Source organism: Pseudomonadota bacterium (genome assembly GCA_010028905.1).
Classification (GTDB): Bacteria; Vulcanimicrobiota; Xenobia; order RGZZ01; family RGZZ01; genus RGZZ01.
On sequence record RGZZ01000003.1, the window covers coordinates 1 to 17,269 of the forward strand.

Sequence of the window (17,269 nt, forward strand, 5' to 3'; positions counted from 1 at the left end):
CGCGCCTTCACCCTGGGCCAGCCCATCGCCAGCCTCGGCATCGACGCGCAGGGCCAGTTCCTCGCCATCGGCCTCGGCCGCCCAAGCCACAAGGAGATCTACCGCCGCACATCGCTCAAGCAGCCGTACGTCACCCCGACGGGTGGACCCGCTCCCATCGTGGTGATGCAGACCGCCACATGCGTGCAGGGCACGGGCGCGACGCCCACCGACAAGGAAGCGTTCCGCATCAGCGGACCGGTGGGAGGCGCGCTCAGCGTGGCGTTCAGCGCTGACGGAAAGCGCCTGCTCGTCGGCGGCGCCGATGGCACCTTGCGCGTCTGGCTCATCACCGATGGCCGCGCCCGCCTTCTCTCGATGGGACATTCAAACGGATGACGCTCTGGGGCGGTCGCTTCGAAGGCAGCCCCGCGGCGGAGATGCAGGCCTTCTCCGAGTCGCTGGGCATCGATCTGCAGATGGTCGATGAAGACGTCGACGCATCGATGGCGCACGTGACCATGCTCGCCGAGCAGGGCATCGTCACGGCGCACGAAGGGCAGGTGCTGCGCGACGGTCTCGAGGCCGTGCGCGCGGAGATCCGCAGCGGAGCCTATCGCCCCGGCATCGACCGCGAAGACGTGCACATGGCCGTGGAGGCCCGCCTCACCGAAATCGTGGGCGAGGTGGGGGGCAAGCTACACACCGCGCGCTCGCGCAACGACCAGGTGGCCACCGACGTGCGCCTGTGGCTGAAGCGCCGCCTCGGCGCGCTCGATGGGCAGCTGCGTCGGCTCATCGGCGTTCTCGTGCGCCGGGTGCGCGACGATGGCCGGACCCTCTGTCCCGGCTTCACCCATCTGCAACGCGGCCAGCCCGTGTGGCTGGGGCACCATCTGCTCGCCCACGCCTGGCCGTTGCAGCGCGACCGCGAGCGGCTGCGCGATGCCCTGCGACGCATCGATCTGTGCCCCCTCGGCGCAGGCGCCATGGCGGGCACACCCCACCCCATCGATCGCCACCGCTCCGCTGCGCTGCTCGGGTTCAGCGACGTCGCGCCGAACGCCATGGACGCCGTATCAGCGCGCGACCACATCATCGAGGCCACCTCGGTGTGCGCCATCATCATGGTGCACCTGTCGCGCATGGCCGAGGAGCTGGTTCTCTGGTCGAGCGCGGAGTTCGGCTTCGTGCGGCTGAGCGACGACTGGTCGACCGGCTCGAGCATCATGCCGCAGAAGCGCAACCCCGACGCCGCTGAGCTGGTGCGTGGCAAGAGCGGCCGCGTCATCGGGGCGCTGAACGCCCTTCTCGTCATGACGAAGGGGCTGCCGCTGGCGTACAACCGCGACCTGCAAGAAGACCGCAGCGCGCTGTTCGACGCGGTGCACACCGCCACGCAGTGCGTCAGCGTCACCGCAGGCATGTACGACACGCTCGCGTTCCGCTCCGAACGCTACCGATCTGCACTCGAGGGCGACTTCCTGCTCGCCACCGAGCTGGCCGACCACCTGACCGCGCGAGGGGTGCCGTTCCGCGAGAGCCATCACGTGGCGGGTCGCCTGGTGGCATGGTGTGAAGCGCGAGGCGGGAACTTCTCGCTGCTGACCCCCGAGGTGCTCACCGCGCACCATCCCGCCTTCGACGCCGATGCGATGCGGGCCCTCGATCTCACCGAGGCCGTCGAGCGCAGGCGTTCTGCGGGGGGAACGGCCTGGTGCGAGATCGAGAAGCAGGCAACGCGTCTCGAGGCGCTCATCACATCGTGACATCAGCGACCCTGCCGCAGGCAACAGCGCGCTACTGATTGGCTGGCAGCGGCTTGAGCACGATGCGCACCGGATAGTTCGACCCGGGCTCCGGAATCAGGCGCACCTCGGCTTCCTGCTTGGTCATGGGCGGCAACAGATACTCCCCCAGACCGAACTCGCGCGGCCCTGAAGCGCGCATGAGCGGCGTCTGAGCGACGCGGCCGTCGATCATCACCGTTCCTCGCGCCAGACCGCCCCCCACCGCAAAGACCACGTACACCTTCCGCTGCTCGGCAGTCGGGTTGCGCAGCAGCAGGCGAATCCGATGCTCGACCCCATAGCTGCCGACGTTGGGCGAACCCTCTCCCAGAGGCTCATCGTACGGCGGGCCACCGATGGTCACGAACGTGTACGGTCCCCCCACCGAATACTCGGCCGTGCCTTCGCGAACGGGCGGTCCGAACAGCCCCTTCCCCCGCACCACCGCCGACAGGGGCGGAGGTGGCGCAGACGCTGTGCTGCCCTGCGAGGCGTCGGCGCTCATCGCCTCGACCACGAGGGAAGGGGGCGTTCCCGACAGCACGGCAATCCGACCCATGCCGCACGCAATCTCTCGCGAAGCCAGAAGGCGCGCATCGAGAACGAGCGCCTCCCGAGGCCCCAGTCGCATGCGCACCCCGCTGCCTCGCGCCAGCCATCGCACGTACCGCCAGGCGGCCAGATGTCCGGCGTAGAGCTCGTCGCGCGATGGACCCGCGCCGCTCTCGGCAAGCAGCAGCTCCACCGGCGACGCGGTCCGGTTGACCAGACTGACCTGGAGGAATCGGGGCGGTGCCTCTGGCGCGTTCTGGTGATGGAAGTAGAAGACCGTGGCACCGCTGCCGATGGGCGTGTCGAGAAGGGCGCCATCGACGTCGATGCGCTCCGGATGGTTGCTTGCCGCAAGGGCCGCCGCTTCACCGAACTGCGCCGATGACAGGGTCACCGATACGGTGACGCGACCCACCACCGGGCGTAGCATCTCTCCCTCGAGCCAGGCGGTATAGACGCGGCTGCCTCCAACACCCGCTCTCCCGCCCTGGCTGAAGAGCGTCAGCTGCGCCCCCTCCGCGGACGCCGCGGCCTGGTCGATGACGCGCTCGCACGCGTCGTCGACGAAATCGGCTTCCGGCGCGGCCCCGGCGATCTGCGCACGAACATGGGTGGGAAGACGCCCCGCGGATTCGAGGATCATGATCTCGAGATCGGCCACGGCAGTGCCCTTGACGAGATGGATGACAGCGTTTCCGGGAGACCGTCCGCAAACCCGCAGGCGATGGCCCACCAGCCCCGCGGTGAGGCCGGCCCCGTCGGGCAGCTTGACAGAAGCTCCGCTCCACGACGGCGGCAGCGCAACGATGCACGTCTCACCCACCCCCAGCTCAACCGCCTGGGGAACGCGCGTCGCGTCGCGCGCATCGCGCGCCGCCGCGCGCAGACGCGCGACCCAGCCCTCCACGAGGGCCTCGGCGCTCGTCAGCGACAGGCTCTCGGCCTGGGCCTGCGTGGCGGGCAGCACCACGCACCCGCGCCAGGTGAGTGCCGGGCCGTCATCGCCGCGCCCGACCGCCACCGCCGCCAGGGAATCGCGAGACGCGGCAACCAGCGCCAGACGACGGGCCAGTCGCGGGCCTTCGCGCCTCACCTGGGCGGCACTCGCGCATGGGACGAGAAGAGAGGCCTCCCCGACGGCGAACCGCACACAGGGGCGTCCGCTCGGCGTCGTGGCCGCAGACCACCGCACCTCCACCCGCTCTCCGGCAGCCGACGCGACCGACGTGCCCCCCCGTGAGGATCGCGAGGGCGGATCTGCTGCCGGCGCGCCGGAGGCGATCGTGCCGGCCAGCAACACGGCCAGCGTGACGAGGAGCGCGTGCCGGAGGCGTGCGCTACAGCGCATCGAAGGGGAGCCGCAGCTGCGTGGCATCCGCGTTCAGATCGGTTCTCGACTGGACGTACAGCCTTCGTCGGCTCGCAGCTCTGCGCGAGAGCGCGGGCACGGCGTCGTCGACATAGTCGTAGAGGCGGGTCAGGTTCTTGAAGCGCTCCATGATGCGCTGCACCTGGCCCTCAGAGCGGGGAGGCGCCGCCAGCAGGAGACGCGTTACAGCGGAGGCGTCGAACCCGGCGCCCAGCATGGAATCGATGACCACGAGCGCGCTGACCTGTGACGCGCGCACGCGCTCGAGGGTTGCGTGCCGATCGCTGCGGCCCAGGTCTCCGGTGAGCACCGCTGACGCAACGCCTCTCGACTCGAGCCCGGCCTGAAGAACCCGCGCGTGCTCCTTGCGGGTCGTCAGCACGAGGCAGAGCCCGGGAGGCGACTGCGAGACGCACTCATGCACGGCATCGTCGACGACCATCTCGTTGCGCGCGCCATCGTGGGAGATGGCATCGATGAGGGCGTTCCAGTCGCGCGCCAGGTCAGCGCGGGCCGTTCTGACCTCGGGCGCCGTCGGCAGTGCCTCCGGGTCGTCGAAGAGCCGCCCGGACTCGACCTCCGTCACGCGGTCGGCGTCCCTCCCCTGCCCTCTTCCCGACGCGGTGTGGGTGAACCGGGTGTGACGCGTGACCACCTCGACCACATCGTCGCGTCCCTGCTCGCGCGCACGAAGGACGGGGCCGACCAGCATCTCGACCATCCGGTCGAGCCCGTCCTCACGACGCCTGTCGGCGGAAAGCCCGAGAACATGGGCGGCCGGCACGGCCTCCAGCGCTTCCCACAGAGCGTCGAGAGGAACGCGATGACAATCGTCTGCCACCACCATGCCGAAGGGGCCATCGACCTCTGTGGCGCACCGCCGAACGTCGCTGTAGGTCGCGAGCACGAGCGGAGCGTCAACCGGCCCGGCCTCTTCGAAGCTGCGCACGTCGTGGGGCTCGAACCCGGCGAGAAGGGCCTGCTCGCGCCAGTGATCGCGTCGGGAGGGATTGGTGGTGAGAACGAGGGTGGGCTGACCGCGCTCGGCCACCACGGCGAACGCGACGGATGTGCGCACGAAGTCATCGCCATCGATCACCACACCGCTCTCACTGCGCAGGGCGACCTCCGCCAGGGCGCGCGCCTCCTGGGCCAGCACCGCGCCTGTCAGCCGAGGAAGCGCGGGCCAGCGCCACCGCACATCGAGCACCTCGCAGCGAACGCCATCCTCCTCGCACCACGCAGCCACCTGCTCGAACAGGCCACGCGGGACCCGCCAGGCACCATCGGCACGGGTCCACCCTGGCAGCAGACGGCGAGAGGGTCGCGCGCGTCGCTCGCCAGGGCGCTTCAGCCCGCGAGGATTGGGGAACGTGAGCCGTCTGCGCAACCGGCGGGCAAGGCCCGGGGGAAGGGGCCTCGAGAGCACGAGGCTGGCGCTGCGCACGACATCGACCTGCGAGAGCGCAGGACGACGCACCGCACGGCGCTCGCCCCCCTCGACCAGCGACGCGACGGTCGAGGCGCTGACGCGCCGGATGGACGCCAGCACCGCCGCTTGATCGGGCAGCACCCCAAGACCTCGCCGGCCCTCCACGAACAGGCCCCCTCCCACGTGGCGCGCGACACCGCCCAGGGGCAAGGAGAGGGTTCCGGGGGTGGGGCCGGGCACGATCTCTGAAAAGCTGCCGATGCGCTCGATATCGCCCCCGCTTGCGTGCATCAGCAGCGCCGATGCCAGGCGGCGAGCCTGCAGCACAGGGGTCTCCTCCTCGAGAAAGACCCAGGCGCGCAGACCCGGGTTGGAACCCGACAAAGCCTCCAGGAGAACCGGCACGCCGAGGGCGGCAGAGGCTGCGGCAAAGTCAACGGCATCGGTCTTCCACGCGCCCCCCTTCTTCCGGCGAAAAGACAAGGTGACATAGTGGCAGACGTCGTTTACGGCGGGATCGACATCGAGGGTGACGCTTCCCTCGAGATGCGCCCGGATAGCTTCGTGATCGAGCGCCGGATGGACCCGAGGGTCTATCGCGAAGGCGCGTGCGAACAGCGCGACGTGCGCAGGCGACACGGGGAGAGGGGAGGCAGGGGGGCGTTCCGTCGGGCGCGAAGAGGGCATGGAAGGATGTTCAATAAACAACGTGGCCTCCCTCTCTCGAGGAAGGCCACGTGGGGCGCGCCGCTACTGTGGGCGCGCGACTCCTTCTGGACGACATCACGGCCCGCCAGCGGCAGCTGCAACGAGATGCGTCGGTTTCAGGTCAGGGCGTCGAAGGAGATCAGTCGCAGTTCAGCTTCTTGTACATGATGTAGTGCGAGATGGAGCCAGTTGATTTGAACAGATCCCAGAAGATTTCCGGCGTCAACAAGGTACTACCCCTTTCGCGCGTCATTCTGAACCCACGCAAGTATAACACAGCCCCCCTGGTTTGGCAACGAGCCGTTTCAGGTTTTTTTCAGGTTCTCCCTGGCCTGGAGGTGAGCGGACGATGAAAGGCAGCGAATCACCGATGATCACCAGCCGCCAGAATCCGCTGGTCAAGGAGATCGTGGAGGCGGGTCGCAGACGACCGTCGGGCCTGTTCGTTCTCGAAGGCCCGCATCTCGCTGATGAGGCCCTGCGCGCCGACGTGCGCATCGTGCGGGTGCTGCTCGGACCGAACGCCGACCCTCACATTGCGGCGCGGCTTCGAGAGCGCGCTGAACGGGTCTTCGACGCCTCTGCCGAAGTCGTCGCGCACGCCGCCGACAGTCAGCATCCCCAGGGAATCGTCGCTCTCGCGGAAGAGCCCCCGCTCGCGCTCGAGCCCGATCGCGCCCGCGTGGGCCGGCTGCTGCTGCTCGATGAGGTGCGCGATCCGGGAAATCTGGGCACGATCATGCGAACCGCCTGGGCTTCCGGCGTTGCGGGCGTGATCACGGTGGGAAGCTGCGTCGATCCCTGGAACCCCAAGGCGGTGCGCGCATCCGCCGGAGCCTGCTTCCACGTGCCGGTGCTGCGCATCGCCGATCGCGCCGAGCTGCCCCCCTGGCTCGAGACGCACGGACAGCGGGCGCTGCGGGTCGAGGCAAACGGCCGACGCTCGTGCTTTGAAGCCGACCTCTCGTCGCCCGTCACACTGGTGCTGGGCAGCGAAGCGCACGGGGTGCACCCTGAGACCGCGGCAGCCTGCGCCGACTCGCTGCACGTGCCGATGCGCGGAGGGTGCGAGTCGCTCAACCTGGCGGCGACGGCGGCCGTTCTCTGCTACCTGGCCCTCGATCGGGAGACGCGGCTCAGGTCTTGAACCTGCTGCCCTTCTTCTTGCTCTTTCGCACCAGCACCGGCGCCTCGATCTTGGTGACGTCGTCGCCCACCTCGAGGTTGTCCTCACGGCGCTTGTGAAGCGGCAGCATGAAGAGAACGAAGTCAACGAACTTCGACCAGACGGGGCGGGTGCCGTACGAGGTGAGCCAGTCGATGGGCCCGCGATTGAGACGCCACGCGCTGATCTTGCGACCATGACGCTCGACGTGGATGAGCTTGGCGAGAAGCTGTGAGGCCCGCAGCTGATCACGCTCGTTGTGATCGACATCGGAGCGGGTGATGAGGGTGGCCTTCCCCTCCACGAAGAGCTTGCGCACCACCCGACGCACCGCGGGCACACCGCTGTTGATGCGGTAGAGCACGAAATCGCCCTCGCGTGTCTTCACGTAGTTCGTCGACTTGAAGACCATGAGATCACCCGGCTGGATGAACGGCATCAAGGTGGTGTCGGTGACGCGAACGTTGAACGCATTGCCCGCCGACAGGGTGTCGATGATGCGCTGGATGGCGTCCGCCGCGCCCTGCATGGCGAGAAAGCTGCCACGGTGCAGGCTGCCAGGGGAGATGTCGAAGCCTTCTTCGCTCACGCAGACGCCCTCCAGACCCACGAGCTCATGAGTGACCCACTGCTGCCGCAGCGTCGTCGGCGACCGCAGGCGGAGGCTGCGCACCCGTCGTGGGCTGCGCCTCCGTCGGATCGGCCAGCACGCCTTCCCAGCGCGCCACCACGGCGGTGGCGAGGCAGTTCCCGAGAACGTTCACCGCGGTTCGCGCCATGTCCATCACGGCATCGACACCGAGGATGACGGCAACCCCTTCCACAGGCAGGTTGAAGGTGGCAAGGGTTCCCGCGAGGATGACCAGCGACGCCCGAGGCACCCCCGCCACCCCCTTGCTGGTGAGCATCAGGGTGAGCACCATTAGCATCTGCTGGCTCAAGGGCATGTCCACCCCCGCTGCCTGCGCCACGAACACCGATGCCAGGGACAGGTACAGCGTGGTGCCGTCGAGATTGAAGCTGTAGCCGGTGGGAATGACAAACGACACGATCTGACGGGGCACGCCGAACCGCTCCATGTTCTGCATGGCGCGAGGCAGCGCGGCTTCGCTGCTGGTCGTGGAGAATGCGATGGTCACTGGTTCGCGCACGGCCTCAAAGAACCGGCGCACGGGGATTCGCGCGATCGCCATCACCGTGCCGAGCACGAAGACGACGAAGAAGAACAGCGCCAGGTACAGCGTGCCGATGAGCTTGCCCAGATACCCCAGCACCTGCACGCCCTGCCCTCCGATGGTCGCCGCCATGGCGGCCGCCACGCCGATGGGCGCGTACCGCATGATGAAGCCGGTGTACTTGAACATGACCTCGGCCACGCTCTCGCACAGCTCGATGACGGGCTTGCCACGGTCGCCCGCCGCCACCACCCCCATGCCGAACAGCACCGCGAAGACCACGATCTGGAGCACGTCGCCACGGGCCATGGCGTCAACCACGCTGGCGGGGAAGGTGTGAAGAAGGATGTCGGCGGCGCCGTGCATCTTCTGGGCATCGATCTTCTCCGCGCTTGCCGCGAGTGTCAGGTTGACGCCCGCGCCGGGCTGCACGAGGTTCACCGCGGCCAGCCCGACCAGAAGCGCAAACGTGGTCACCACCTCGAAGTACACGAGCGCCTTGAGGCCCATGCGCCCCACGGCCTCGAGCGAGCCGACCCCCGCGATGCCCACCACGAGCGTTGCGAACACCAGCGGAGCGATGATCGACTTGATCATCTGCAGGAACAATGTGCCGAGGGGCTTGAGGCTCACCGCCAGATCCGGGCGCACCACGCCGAGGGCCACACCCAGGGCCAGTCCGATGAAGATCTGGGCCGTGAGCCCGATTCCCTTGGCGGGAGCGGGTGGGGCGGCGGAGGCCTCGGCATCGATGCGCATGCCGTGAGGTTCGTCAGGAATGGCGTGAACGTCCTTCCGCGGCAGCGCACCGGACTGCACAGCAGACTCGAGCCTGCGGCAGCGCCCCCACCTGACGCAGACGGCTCGCGTCAGTGCGCGGGCAGGGGCCTGAGAAGACGGTCGAGCATCACCGCCAGCCGCACGCCGCCGACCAGCATCCTCCGCATGGCAATGCTCTCCGCCTGCGCCACATAGTGCGCCGAGAGCGGCTCGACCTCCCGGGGCAGGTGCTTCGGGTCGGTGATGACAGCCCCCGGCACGGCCCCCTCGCAGTAGACCCGCGTGACCGCAAGCTTCTTCCCCTCCGTGATCCACACGGTCGAATCGCCACCGCAGAACTTCGGGCGCCCCCCAACCTCCAGTGCGCGCGCACGCGCCGGCACGTCGGTGGACGCATGGACCACGAGCCCGTCCCAGAGCGCGTGCAGGTTGATGACACGACCCTCGGGCCGACAGACCGCCCAGAGGTTCCCCCCCTGATCGCCTCCGGGCAGCGCGCGGCTCACGCGCTCGACGCAGTGCAAGGGCTGATGCAGATCGCCGACGAGGTGCAAAATCCAACAGATCGCCTCAGCGCGCTCGCGGCGGGTCGCCCCGGGCCGGCGAAGCGTCGCTTCGCAGCACGCAAGGGCCGTGACGGCGTTGGGGGTGGGCGGTTCGGTCACACGGGTGCCATCGAACGAGATGCGCTGGTCGATGTAATGCCAGTCAGAGTGGACCTGATCCGGCTCGACACGAAAGGGATTGTCGCTGCTCCTGCGCTTGATGTCGTCTGGCCAGACCGCCGCCCGCCCCACCACGTAGGCACGCCAATCGGCGACAGCGGCAGCAACAGCCTCCTTCTCCCAGACGGGAAAGGACGGGTGCGCGCGCAGGATGATGAAGAGACGGGAGCGCGTCTCCTCGTCGAGACGGTTCCACGCGAGGTGCGCCACCAGCTCGTGACCGGGCCGGCTCCACGCGTGACAGAGCCCCGCGAGCTGCAGCCACACCAGTGCGCACATCACGACCCGTCTCGATCTCATGACAGCCTCCCCGATCTCGCCTCCGCGCCGAGCCCCCCGCGTCAGCCGCGCGTGCCCGGCGCAGGGAAGCGTTCCGCTCCGGCGGGCCACGATTCCTTCGCGGATGCGCCACCGCCCTCCGCCGTGCCGATGTCGCGGCCATCCGGAACGCTGTTCTGGCAGGCGTTGCCCTCCCCGACTGCGAACCCGCGCCTGCCCCTGGCTTGATAGCGAGGGCCCAAGACCCGACAAGGAACGTCATTCACGTGGAGCTCGCCAGACTGCTCGGCGGAGCGCACCCGCTCCTGGTTCACTTCCCCATCGCACTTCTCCCCATGGCCACCCTCATCGACCTCTTGGGCTGGTGGCGTCGCAGCGAACGCCTGGCCTGGTGTGGCTACTGGCTCACCTTGCTGGGCACGGTCGGAGGCGTCTGCACCTTCGTGTGCGGCATTCTCGCCGAGCTCTTCGCGGCGCGCAGCGGCGTGCCGCAGCACATGATCGAGGTGCATGAGTGGCTGGCGACCTTCGCCGTGTGGACCTTCATCGCCGTGGCCGTGGCGCGCATCCTGATGGGGGTCACGCTCCACCGGCGGAGCGCTCCGATCTACCTGCTGGCTGCCATCGCGGGCTGCGCGCTGCTCGTGATGGCCGCGCATCGCGGGGGGCAGGTGACCTACGCCTACGGTGCCAACGTGACCGGCGTGCAGCTGCAGCGGCTGCCGAGCGACGAAGACCTTGCGGTGCTGGCCCAGCATCAACGCGAAGACACGCTGCAGTACTCCAACCAGATGCACTGGATCTTCGGCGGCATCGTCCTGGCGCTCGCCGCGAGCGTTCTGCTCGAGCGCCTGCCGCGAGGACGGGTGCGCGAGCTGCGACGGATCATGCCGCTCGTGTTCGTGGGCGGCGGCGTCTACCTGGCCATCTTCAGCGACTGGGACAGCTGGCCCATCTCGACGCTTCGCCCCCTCACCGACCCCGAGGTGCTGCTGCACAAGTTCATCGCCTTGCTGCTGGTTGCCATGGGCGTGCTGTCGTGGCGCAAGCCGCCCCAGGCCGACACCTCGGCATCGACCTGGCAGAACCGCGTCATCGCCGTCATGTCGGCCATCGGTGGCGGCCTGCTCTTCACCCACGTGCACACCAACGCGCCCTACACGAACGTGGCCGTGGGCGTCTACCTCAATCACAGCGCCCTCGGACTGGCCGCCTTCGGCGTCGGAGCCGCAGTGCTCCTGGCCGACGCCTTCCCCCAGTCGAAGCGCATCGCGTGGCTCTTCCCGCTCTTCCTCGCCATCGAGGGCGCGCTGCTGCTCACCTACAACGAAGATCTGCCATGGTTCGCAGGCTACCACCGGATCTCGAACCAGCCAACGCGCGGCGGCGTGCTCGCCCACCTCGAGAAGGGTCGTGCTGAGCTGACCTTCGACCGCAACAAGGGGGTGCTCGATCTGTACCTGCTCGGCGCCCACGACGCACAGCCCCTCGAGCGGTCGGAGCCGACGCTCGACGGCGTCATCGAAGCCCGCCAGCGGGCCTTCCCCATTGCGTTCACGAGCGTGGAGAGCGGGCACTACCAACTGGCCCTCGACTGGCTGCGCGCCGTTCCCGTGTTCAACGTGCGCCTGGGCGCGCCGCTCGACACCTCGTTCGATCCCATCGTCACCGCGCCGCTGCTGCCCCCCCTCGAAGGCGCGGAGGTGGTCTACGCCTGCGCGATGTGCCCGGATGTGCGATCGTCGATTCCGGGCACCTGCAGCATGTGCGGCATGACGCTCGAGGCGCTGCCGAAGCCCGAGATCACGGCCCCCGCCGTGCCGCCCCACGACCCGGAACTCGACTGCCGTCTCGCAGTGCAGCGCCCCCCGAAAGCGGGAGAGCCCGTCAAGATGACCCTGACGCCGGTCGGACCCGGCGGCGCCACGCTCACCAACCTGCACATCATGCACGAGAAGTTGATGCACCTCATGATCGTGCGCGACGATCTGAATGCATTCGATCACGTGCACCCGATCCGCCAGTCGGACGGCTCGTTCGTCATCGAGCACACCTTTCCCAGCGGCGGGCAGTACGTTCTCTTCGCCGAGATCGCGCCCACGGGCCGGCACGCGCAGCGCTTCCGGATCCCGGTGACGGTGGACGGGCCGGCCGCGCCACCGCCCCCTCACCGACCGCAGACCGCCCTCCTCCAGCAAGGCGACTACACGTTCTCCCTCGACACGGGAACGCTCCCCGTGCGCGCGGGTGGCGAGACGCCCCTCACGGTGAGCATCTACAAGAACGGACGTCCCGTCGAGGACCTGACGACCTGGCTGGGCGCCGCAGGGCACTGCGTGATCATCTCTTCCGACACCCTCGACTACGTGCACGCCCACGCGCTGCAGCTGAGCGCGGTGCAGACCCCCGCCGGTCCCGACATCGCCTTCCACGCTCGACTGCCTCGCCCTGGACGGTACCGCATGTGGGCCCAGCTGGCCCATGGCGACAAGGTGCTCACCGCCGACTTCGATCTCGAGGCGCGCTGAGCCCCGCCCATCATCGCAATCGCGCCAAGAGGGTCGCTCTCGCGCGGAACACGGCAGGACTGCCCGTCGACGCGTGAGAAACCAACGCTCTCGCAACAACGGGTTCCGCGCATCCGAGGCCCTTCTGCGAACGAGGAGGGCCAGATGATCAGGGCGGGCGTCATGGGCGCGACCGGCTACACCGGACTCGAGGTGATCCGCCTGCTGTCGCGCCATCCGCAGGCGCAGGTGGTCTTCGCAACAGCCCGCTCGCAGGCCGGCCTTCGGCTGCCCGACGTTCACCCGGGCGCCCCGGACATGGCCCTCTCCGACGCGGCCGACGTGCGGCTCGCTGACGCCGACGTGATCTTTCTCTGCCTGCCCCATGGCGCAACCCAGACTGCCGCTCGGTCGGCCCTCGACGCGGGATGCGTGGTCATCGACCTCTCCGCCGATCACCGCCTGCACGATCCCGCCACCTACGCACGCTGGTACGGGTCGGCGCACGCGCACCCCGACCTTCTCGGCGAGGCCGTCTACGGGCTCACGGAGATGCGTCGCGAAGCCATTCGCGAGGCCCGTCTCATCGGCAACCCCGGATGCTATCCGACGAGCATCCTGCTCGGCCTCGCCCCCCTGCTCCAGAGCGGCCTGCTCTCCGGCGCCACCGTCATCGCCGACAGCAAGAGCGGCGCCAGCGGCGCGGGCCGGACCCCTTCGGTGCCGCTGCTCTTCACCGAGGTGAATGAGAACGCGCGCCCGTACAACGTGGGCCATGTGCATCGCCACGTCGCTGAGATCGAGCAGGAGCTCTCCGCGCTTGCCGATGGCCCCCCTCCCACGGGAATCGTGTTCTCGCCGCACCTGCTGCCTGTGAACCGTGGCATCATCAGCACCCTCTACGTCCCGCTCTCCGACGGCGGAGCCGACGCGTCGGTCCGCTCGCTGTACACCGAGCGCTATGCGAGAGAGCCGTTCGTCCACGTGCTGCCGGAAGGCCAGACCGCCAGCCTCGCCCACGCGGTGCGCACCAACCGGGATGTCATCAGCCTGCATCCGGTCCCCGAGCGAGGCATGCTCATCGTCGTGAGCGTCATCGACAACCTCCTGAAAGGCGCCGCGGGTCAGGCGGTGCAGAACATGAACGTTCGCTTCGGGCTCGATGAGACGGCCGGCCTTCCATGAACGCGCCTCTCGTGCTCAAGGTCGGCGGGCAGGAGCTCGACAGCCCCGCGTTTCTGGCAGGCCTGGCGCAGGTCGTGACCGCCCTGCCCGCGCCGCCCGTCATCGTGCACGGCGGTGGCAAGGGGTCGACCCGCCTGGCCGACCGGCTCGGCCTCGAGACCCGCTTCATCGATGGACGCCGCGTCACCGACGACGCCACGCTCGAGATCGCGGTGATGGGGCTGGTGGGGCAGGCCAGCACGCAGCTCGTGCAGGGTCTCGTGACAGGCGGCGTGCGGGCCATCGGGCTGAGCGGCGTGGACGCCGGTCTGGTCACGGTGGCGCCCGCCGCCCCCCGCGACCTCGGGTGGGTGGGCGAGCCGTCGACGGTGCGTCACGAGGTGCTCCACGACCTCGTCAAGGCAGGGTTCGTGCCTTGTCTCGCGCCCATCTCCCTGGGCGATGACGGCTGCGTGTACAACGTGAACGCCGATACCGTGGCGGCCGCCATCGCGGCAGCGCTCGGAGCGCCCGCCCTGGTCATGCTCACCGCCGCGCCCGGTGTGCTGCGCGACGGCCAGATCATTCCCACGCTCACCCCTCACCGGATCGAGCAGCTCATCACCGATGGGGTCATCCGCGACGGCATGATCCCCAAGACCCGAGCAGCGTGCGCCGCCCTGGCGCGCGGCGTGCGCAGCACGCGCATCATCGATCTCGCGGGCCTCACCGCGTGGGTCGCAGATCGCGAAACGCCACAAGGAACCGAGGTGCGGCCTGAATGACAGCGACCCCGACCGTCTCCGGCGAGACCCGTCTCGCCCCCACCTACAAGCGACCTCCCATCGTGTTCACGCGGGGGGAAGGGGCCTGGCTCGAGGACAGCAGCGGTCGACGCTATCTCGATGCCCTCGCCGGCATCGCGGTGAACGCCCTGGGCCATGCCGATCCTGAGACCGTCTCCACCATGCGCGAAGCGGCCGGCGGGCTGATCCACGTCAGCAACCTCTTCCACACCGAGCCCCACCTGCGTCTCGCGGAGACGCTCTGCGCCAAGAGCTTCGCCGATCGCGTCTTCTTCTGCAACAGCGGGACCGAGGCCATCGAGGGGGCGCTCAAGTTCGCCCGTCTCGCAACGAAGCGCCACGCGTTCGTGGCCTTTCACGGTTCGTTCCACGGGCGCACCATGGGGGCCCTGAGCGTGACCTCCGGCGACCGCTATCGCGCCCCCTTCGAACCGCTCGTGCCCGGGGTGACCTGGGCCTCGTTCGACGACCCACAGGGCGCCGTCTCCGCCATCACCGCGGAGACCGCCGCGGTGATCGTCGAGCCCATCCAGGGAGAGGGCGGCATCCGCCCCGCGCCAGAAGGCCTGCTGCGCGCGCTTCGCCAGCGCTGCGACGAGACGGGCGCGCTTCTCGTCTTCGACGAGATCCAGTGCGGTCTCGGGCGCACCGGCGATTGCTGGGCCCACGAGGCGACCGGCGTGACGCCGGACATCATGACCCTGGCCAAGCCTCTGGGAGCGGGCCTCCCCATCGGCGCGATCCTCATGCGCGAGACGGTGGCCACGACCATCTCACCCGGCGACCACGGGAGCACCTTCGCGGGCGGACCGTTCATCTGCAGCGTGGCGAACGTGGTGCTGCGGCGCGTGACACAAGAGGGGTTCCTGGCTCGGGTTCGCGAAGCAGGGGCTCGTCTCGGCACCGCGCTGCGCCGCCTCGACCACCCCTGCATCACCGAGGTGCGTGGGCGCGGATTGATGTGGGGCGTGCAGCTGCGAGAAGACGTGCTCGTGGCAGAGGTGGTTCAGCGCTGCCTCGATCAGGCGCTCATCATCGGCTCGAGCGGCGGCAACACGGTTCGCCTGGTGCCTCCGCTGATCGTGACCGACGACGAGATCGACATCATCGCGGCCACGCTCGACCGCGTCCTAGGAGGAACACCACGTTGATAGAGGTGCGCAAGGCGCGCATCGGCGAGGCCCAGGCCATCACCGATCTCGTGAATCACTACGCGCGCAACGGGCTCATGCTCTCGAAGACGCTGCTGCAGGTCTACGAATACGTGCGCGACTTCGTCGTGGCGGTCGACGAAGACGGCACCATCCTCGGCTGCGGCGCCCTGCGCCTCATGTGGCACGACCTCGCTGAGGTGCGCTCCCTCGCCGTGCACGAGAGAGCCCAGGGCCTCAAGCTGGGACGCCGCATCGTCGAAGCGCTCATCGCGGAGGCGCGCACCCTCGATCTTGCGAGGGTGTTCGCACTCACCTATCAGCGAGACTTCTTCGAGAAGCTCGGCTTCCATGTGGTCGAGAAGGAGATCTTCCCGCAGAAGGTCTGGCTCGACTGCAAGGGCTGTCCCAAGCAGTCGTGCTGCGACGAGATCGCGATGCTCTACGTCATCGACCCGGATCGCGCCGCGCGCGGCGAGGCCGAGTTCACCCTCCACTCCGGAGAGGCCGCACTGGGGGCGCACGGCCCGCAGCCGAAGGTGATCGCGCAATGAGCGCGCGCCTCGCCCTCTCCGACGGAACCGTTCTGCGGGGACGCGCCTTCGGCGCGCGCGCCACGCGCCTGGGGGAGGCCGTGTTCAACACGAGCCTCACCGGCTACCAGGAGATCCTCACCGACCCGAGCTACGCCGGACAGATCATCGTCATGACCGCTCCCCAGATCGGAAACACGGGCTGGGTTCCGGAAGACGACGAGAGCCGGGCCATCTTCGCCAGTGGGCTCGTGGTGCGCGAGGCCAGCCCGACCGTGTCGAGCTGGCGCTCGCGCGAGACGCTCGACGCCCGCCTCACCCGCGAGGACACCCCCGCCATCGATGACATCGACACCCGCGCCCTCACCCTGCGCCTGCGCGATGAAGGCTGCCTGCGGGCCGTGCTCAGCACCGAGGAGAGCCTCGATGACGACGCGCTGGTCACCATGGCGCGCGATTGGCCCGGACTCGACAACGCCGATCTCACCGGTGAGGTCACCTGCGCCGCGCCCTATGCATGGACCGAGTCGAGCGCACCAGACTGGGCGCCCCTCGACGCGGCCGCCAGTCAGGACCCGCTCCGTAAGGTGGCGGTGTACGACTTCGGCGTGAAGCGCAACATCCTGCGACGCCTGCGCGCGCTCGGATGCGACCTCACGGTGGTGCCCGCCCGCACCCCCGCCGAGGAGGTGCTGGCCCTCGAGGTCGACGGCATCGTGCTGAGCAACGGACCCGGCGACCCGGCGGCCCTCGACTGGGCCGTCGAGACCGCACGCACCCTCATGCGCGCGGAGGTTCCGCTGCTGGGCATCTGCCTGGGCCACCAGATCCTGGCGCGGGCCCTTGGCGCCCGCACCTACCGTCTCAAGTTCGGCCATCACGGTGGCAACCAGCCCGTGCGCCACCTGCCCAGCGGGCGGGTCGAGATCAGCGCGCACAACCACAACTTCGCCGTCGACCCGGAAACGCTGCCGGAAGATGCGCGGCCCAGCCACATCAACCTCAATGACGGCTGCTGCGAGGGCTTCGAGCACGCCACCCTTCCCCTCATCAGCATCCAGTACCATCCGGAAGCCGCCCCTGGCCCGCACGACGCCGATCCGGTCTTCACCCGGTTCGTCACGTCGATGCACACCGTGAAGGTGGGGAACTGA

General features: G+C 68.9%; 14 protein-coding genes. 9 read left to right on the top strand and 5 right to left on the bottom strand.

The genetic code is table 11. The annotated features are described in order from the left end of the window. Both EB084_00395 and argH read left to right on the top strand, forming a co-directional pair. The coding region (locus EB084_00395) for a hypothetical protein (GenBank protein NDD26713.1) at positions 1-378 on the top strand (378 nt) is incomplete at its 5' end. After that, on the top strand, positions 375-1,748 hold the full coding sequence (gene argH, locus EB084_00400) for an argininosuccinate lyase (GenBank protein NDD26714.1): 1,374 nt from the start codon (positions 375-377) through the stop codon (positions 1,746-1,748). The genes EB084_00395 and argH, both read left to right, overlap by 4 nt. Before the next feature lie 31 nt (positions 1,749-1,779). On the opposite strand, the gene EB084_00405 is transcribed toward argH, so the two are convergent. Both EB084_00405 and EB084_00410 read right to left on the bottom strand, forming a co-directional pair. Beyond that, positions 1,780-3,696: a hypothetical protein gene (locus tag EB084_00405; GenBank protein ID NDD26715.1), complete on the bottom strand. Its 1,917-nt coding sequence runs from the start codon at positions 3,694-3,696 to the stop codon at positions 1,780-1,782. Then, on the bottom strand, positions 3,659-5,809 hold the full coding sequence (locus tag EB084_00410; GenBank protein ID NDD26716.1) for a hypothetical protein: 2,151 nt from the start codon (positions 5,807-5,809) through the stop codon (positions 3,659-3,661). Before EB084_00410 ends, EB084_00405 begins: the two co-directional genes overlap by 38 nt. Before the next feature lie 370 nt (positions 5,810-6,179). On the opposite strand from EB084_00410, the gene EB084_00415 reads away from it, so the two are divergent. After that, on the top strand, positions 6,180-6,977 hold the full coding sequence (locus tag EB084_00415) for an RNA methyltransferase (GenBank protein ID NDD26717.1): 798 nt from the start codon (positions 6,180-6,182) through the stop codon (positions 6,975-6,977). Here EB084_00415 and EB084_00420 read toward each other — a convergent pair. From EB084_00420 to EB084_00430, 3 genes are all read right to left on the bottom strand, one after another. Then, entirely contained in the window at positions 6,967-7,668 is a 702-nt protein-coding gene (locus EB084_00420; protein NDD26718.1) for a hypothetical protein, read from the bottom strand. The two genes, EB084_00415 and EB084_00420, sit on opposite strands and share 11 nt — an antisense overlap. Continuing rightward, positions 7,610-8,929 (bottom strand): dicarboxylate/amino acid:cation symporter, encoded by a 1,320-nt coding sequence (locus EB084_00425; GenBank protein ID NDD26719.1) that lies wholly within the window; start codon positions 8,927-8,929, stop codon positions 7,610-7,612. The genes EB084_00420 and EB084_00425 overlap by 59 nt, the downstream gene beginning before the upstream one ends. A 110-nt stretch (positions 8,930-9,039) precedes the next feature. Beyond that, positions 9,040-9,975 carry a hypothetical protein gene (locus EB084_00430; GenBank protein ID NDD26720.1) on the bottom strand — a complete coding sequence of 312 codons (936 nt, stop codon included), beginning with the start codon at positions 9,973-9,975 and terminating at the stop codon, positions 9,040-9,042. A 245-nt stretch (positions 9,976-10,220) separates the two neighbouring features. Here EB084_00430 and EB084_00435 point away from each other — a divergent pair, with 245 nt between their 5' ends. From EB084_00435 to EB084_00460, 6 genes are all read left to right on the top strand, one after another. After that, positions 10,221-12,482 carry a hypothetical protein gene (locus EB084_00435; GenBank protein NDD26721.1) on the top strand — a complete coding sequence of 754 codons (2,262 nt, stop codon included), beginning with the start codon at positions 10,221-10,223 and terminating at the stop codon, positions 12,480-12,482. Between the two features lie 144 nt (positions 12,483-12,626). After that, positions 12,627-13,646 carry an N-acetyl-gamma-glutamyl-phosphate reductase gene (locus EB084_00440; protein NDD26722.1) on the top strand — a complete coding sequence of 340 codons (1,020 nt, stop codon included), beginning with the start codon at positions 12,627-12,629 and terminating at the stop codon, positions 13,644-13,646. Continuing rightward, complete coding sequence (gene argB / locus EB084_00445) at positions 13,643-14,410, top strand: acetylglutamate kinase (protein ID NDD26723.1); 768 nt, start codon at positions 13,643-13,645, stop codon at positions 14,408-14,410. The genes EB084_00440 and argB overlap by 4 nt, the downstream gene beginning before the upstream one ends. Next, entirely contained in the window at positions 14,407-15,582 is a 1,176-nt protein-coding gene (locus tag EB084_00450; protein NDD26724.1) for an acetylornithine/succinylornithine family transaminase, read from the top strand. The genes argB and EB084_00450 overlap by 4 nt, the downstream gene beginning before the upstream one ends. Beyond that, the gene (locus EB084_00455; protein ID NDD26725.1) at positions 15,579-16,136 is read left to right on the top strand and encodes an N-acetyltransferase; all 558 of its coding nucleotides are present in this window, start codon (positions 15,579-15,581) and stop codon (positions 16,134-16,136) included. Before EB084_00450 ends, EB084_00455 begins: the two co-directional genes overlap by 4 nt. Beyond that, the gene (locus EB084_00460) at positions 16,133-17,269 is read left to right on the top strand and encodes a carbamoyl-phosphate synthase small subunit (GenBank protein NDD26726.1); all 1,137 of its coding nucleotides are present in this window, start codon (positions 16,133-16,135) and stop codon (positions 17,267-17,269) included. The genes EB084_00455 and EB084_00460 overlap by 4 nt, the downstream gene beginning before the upstream one ends.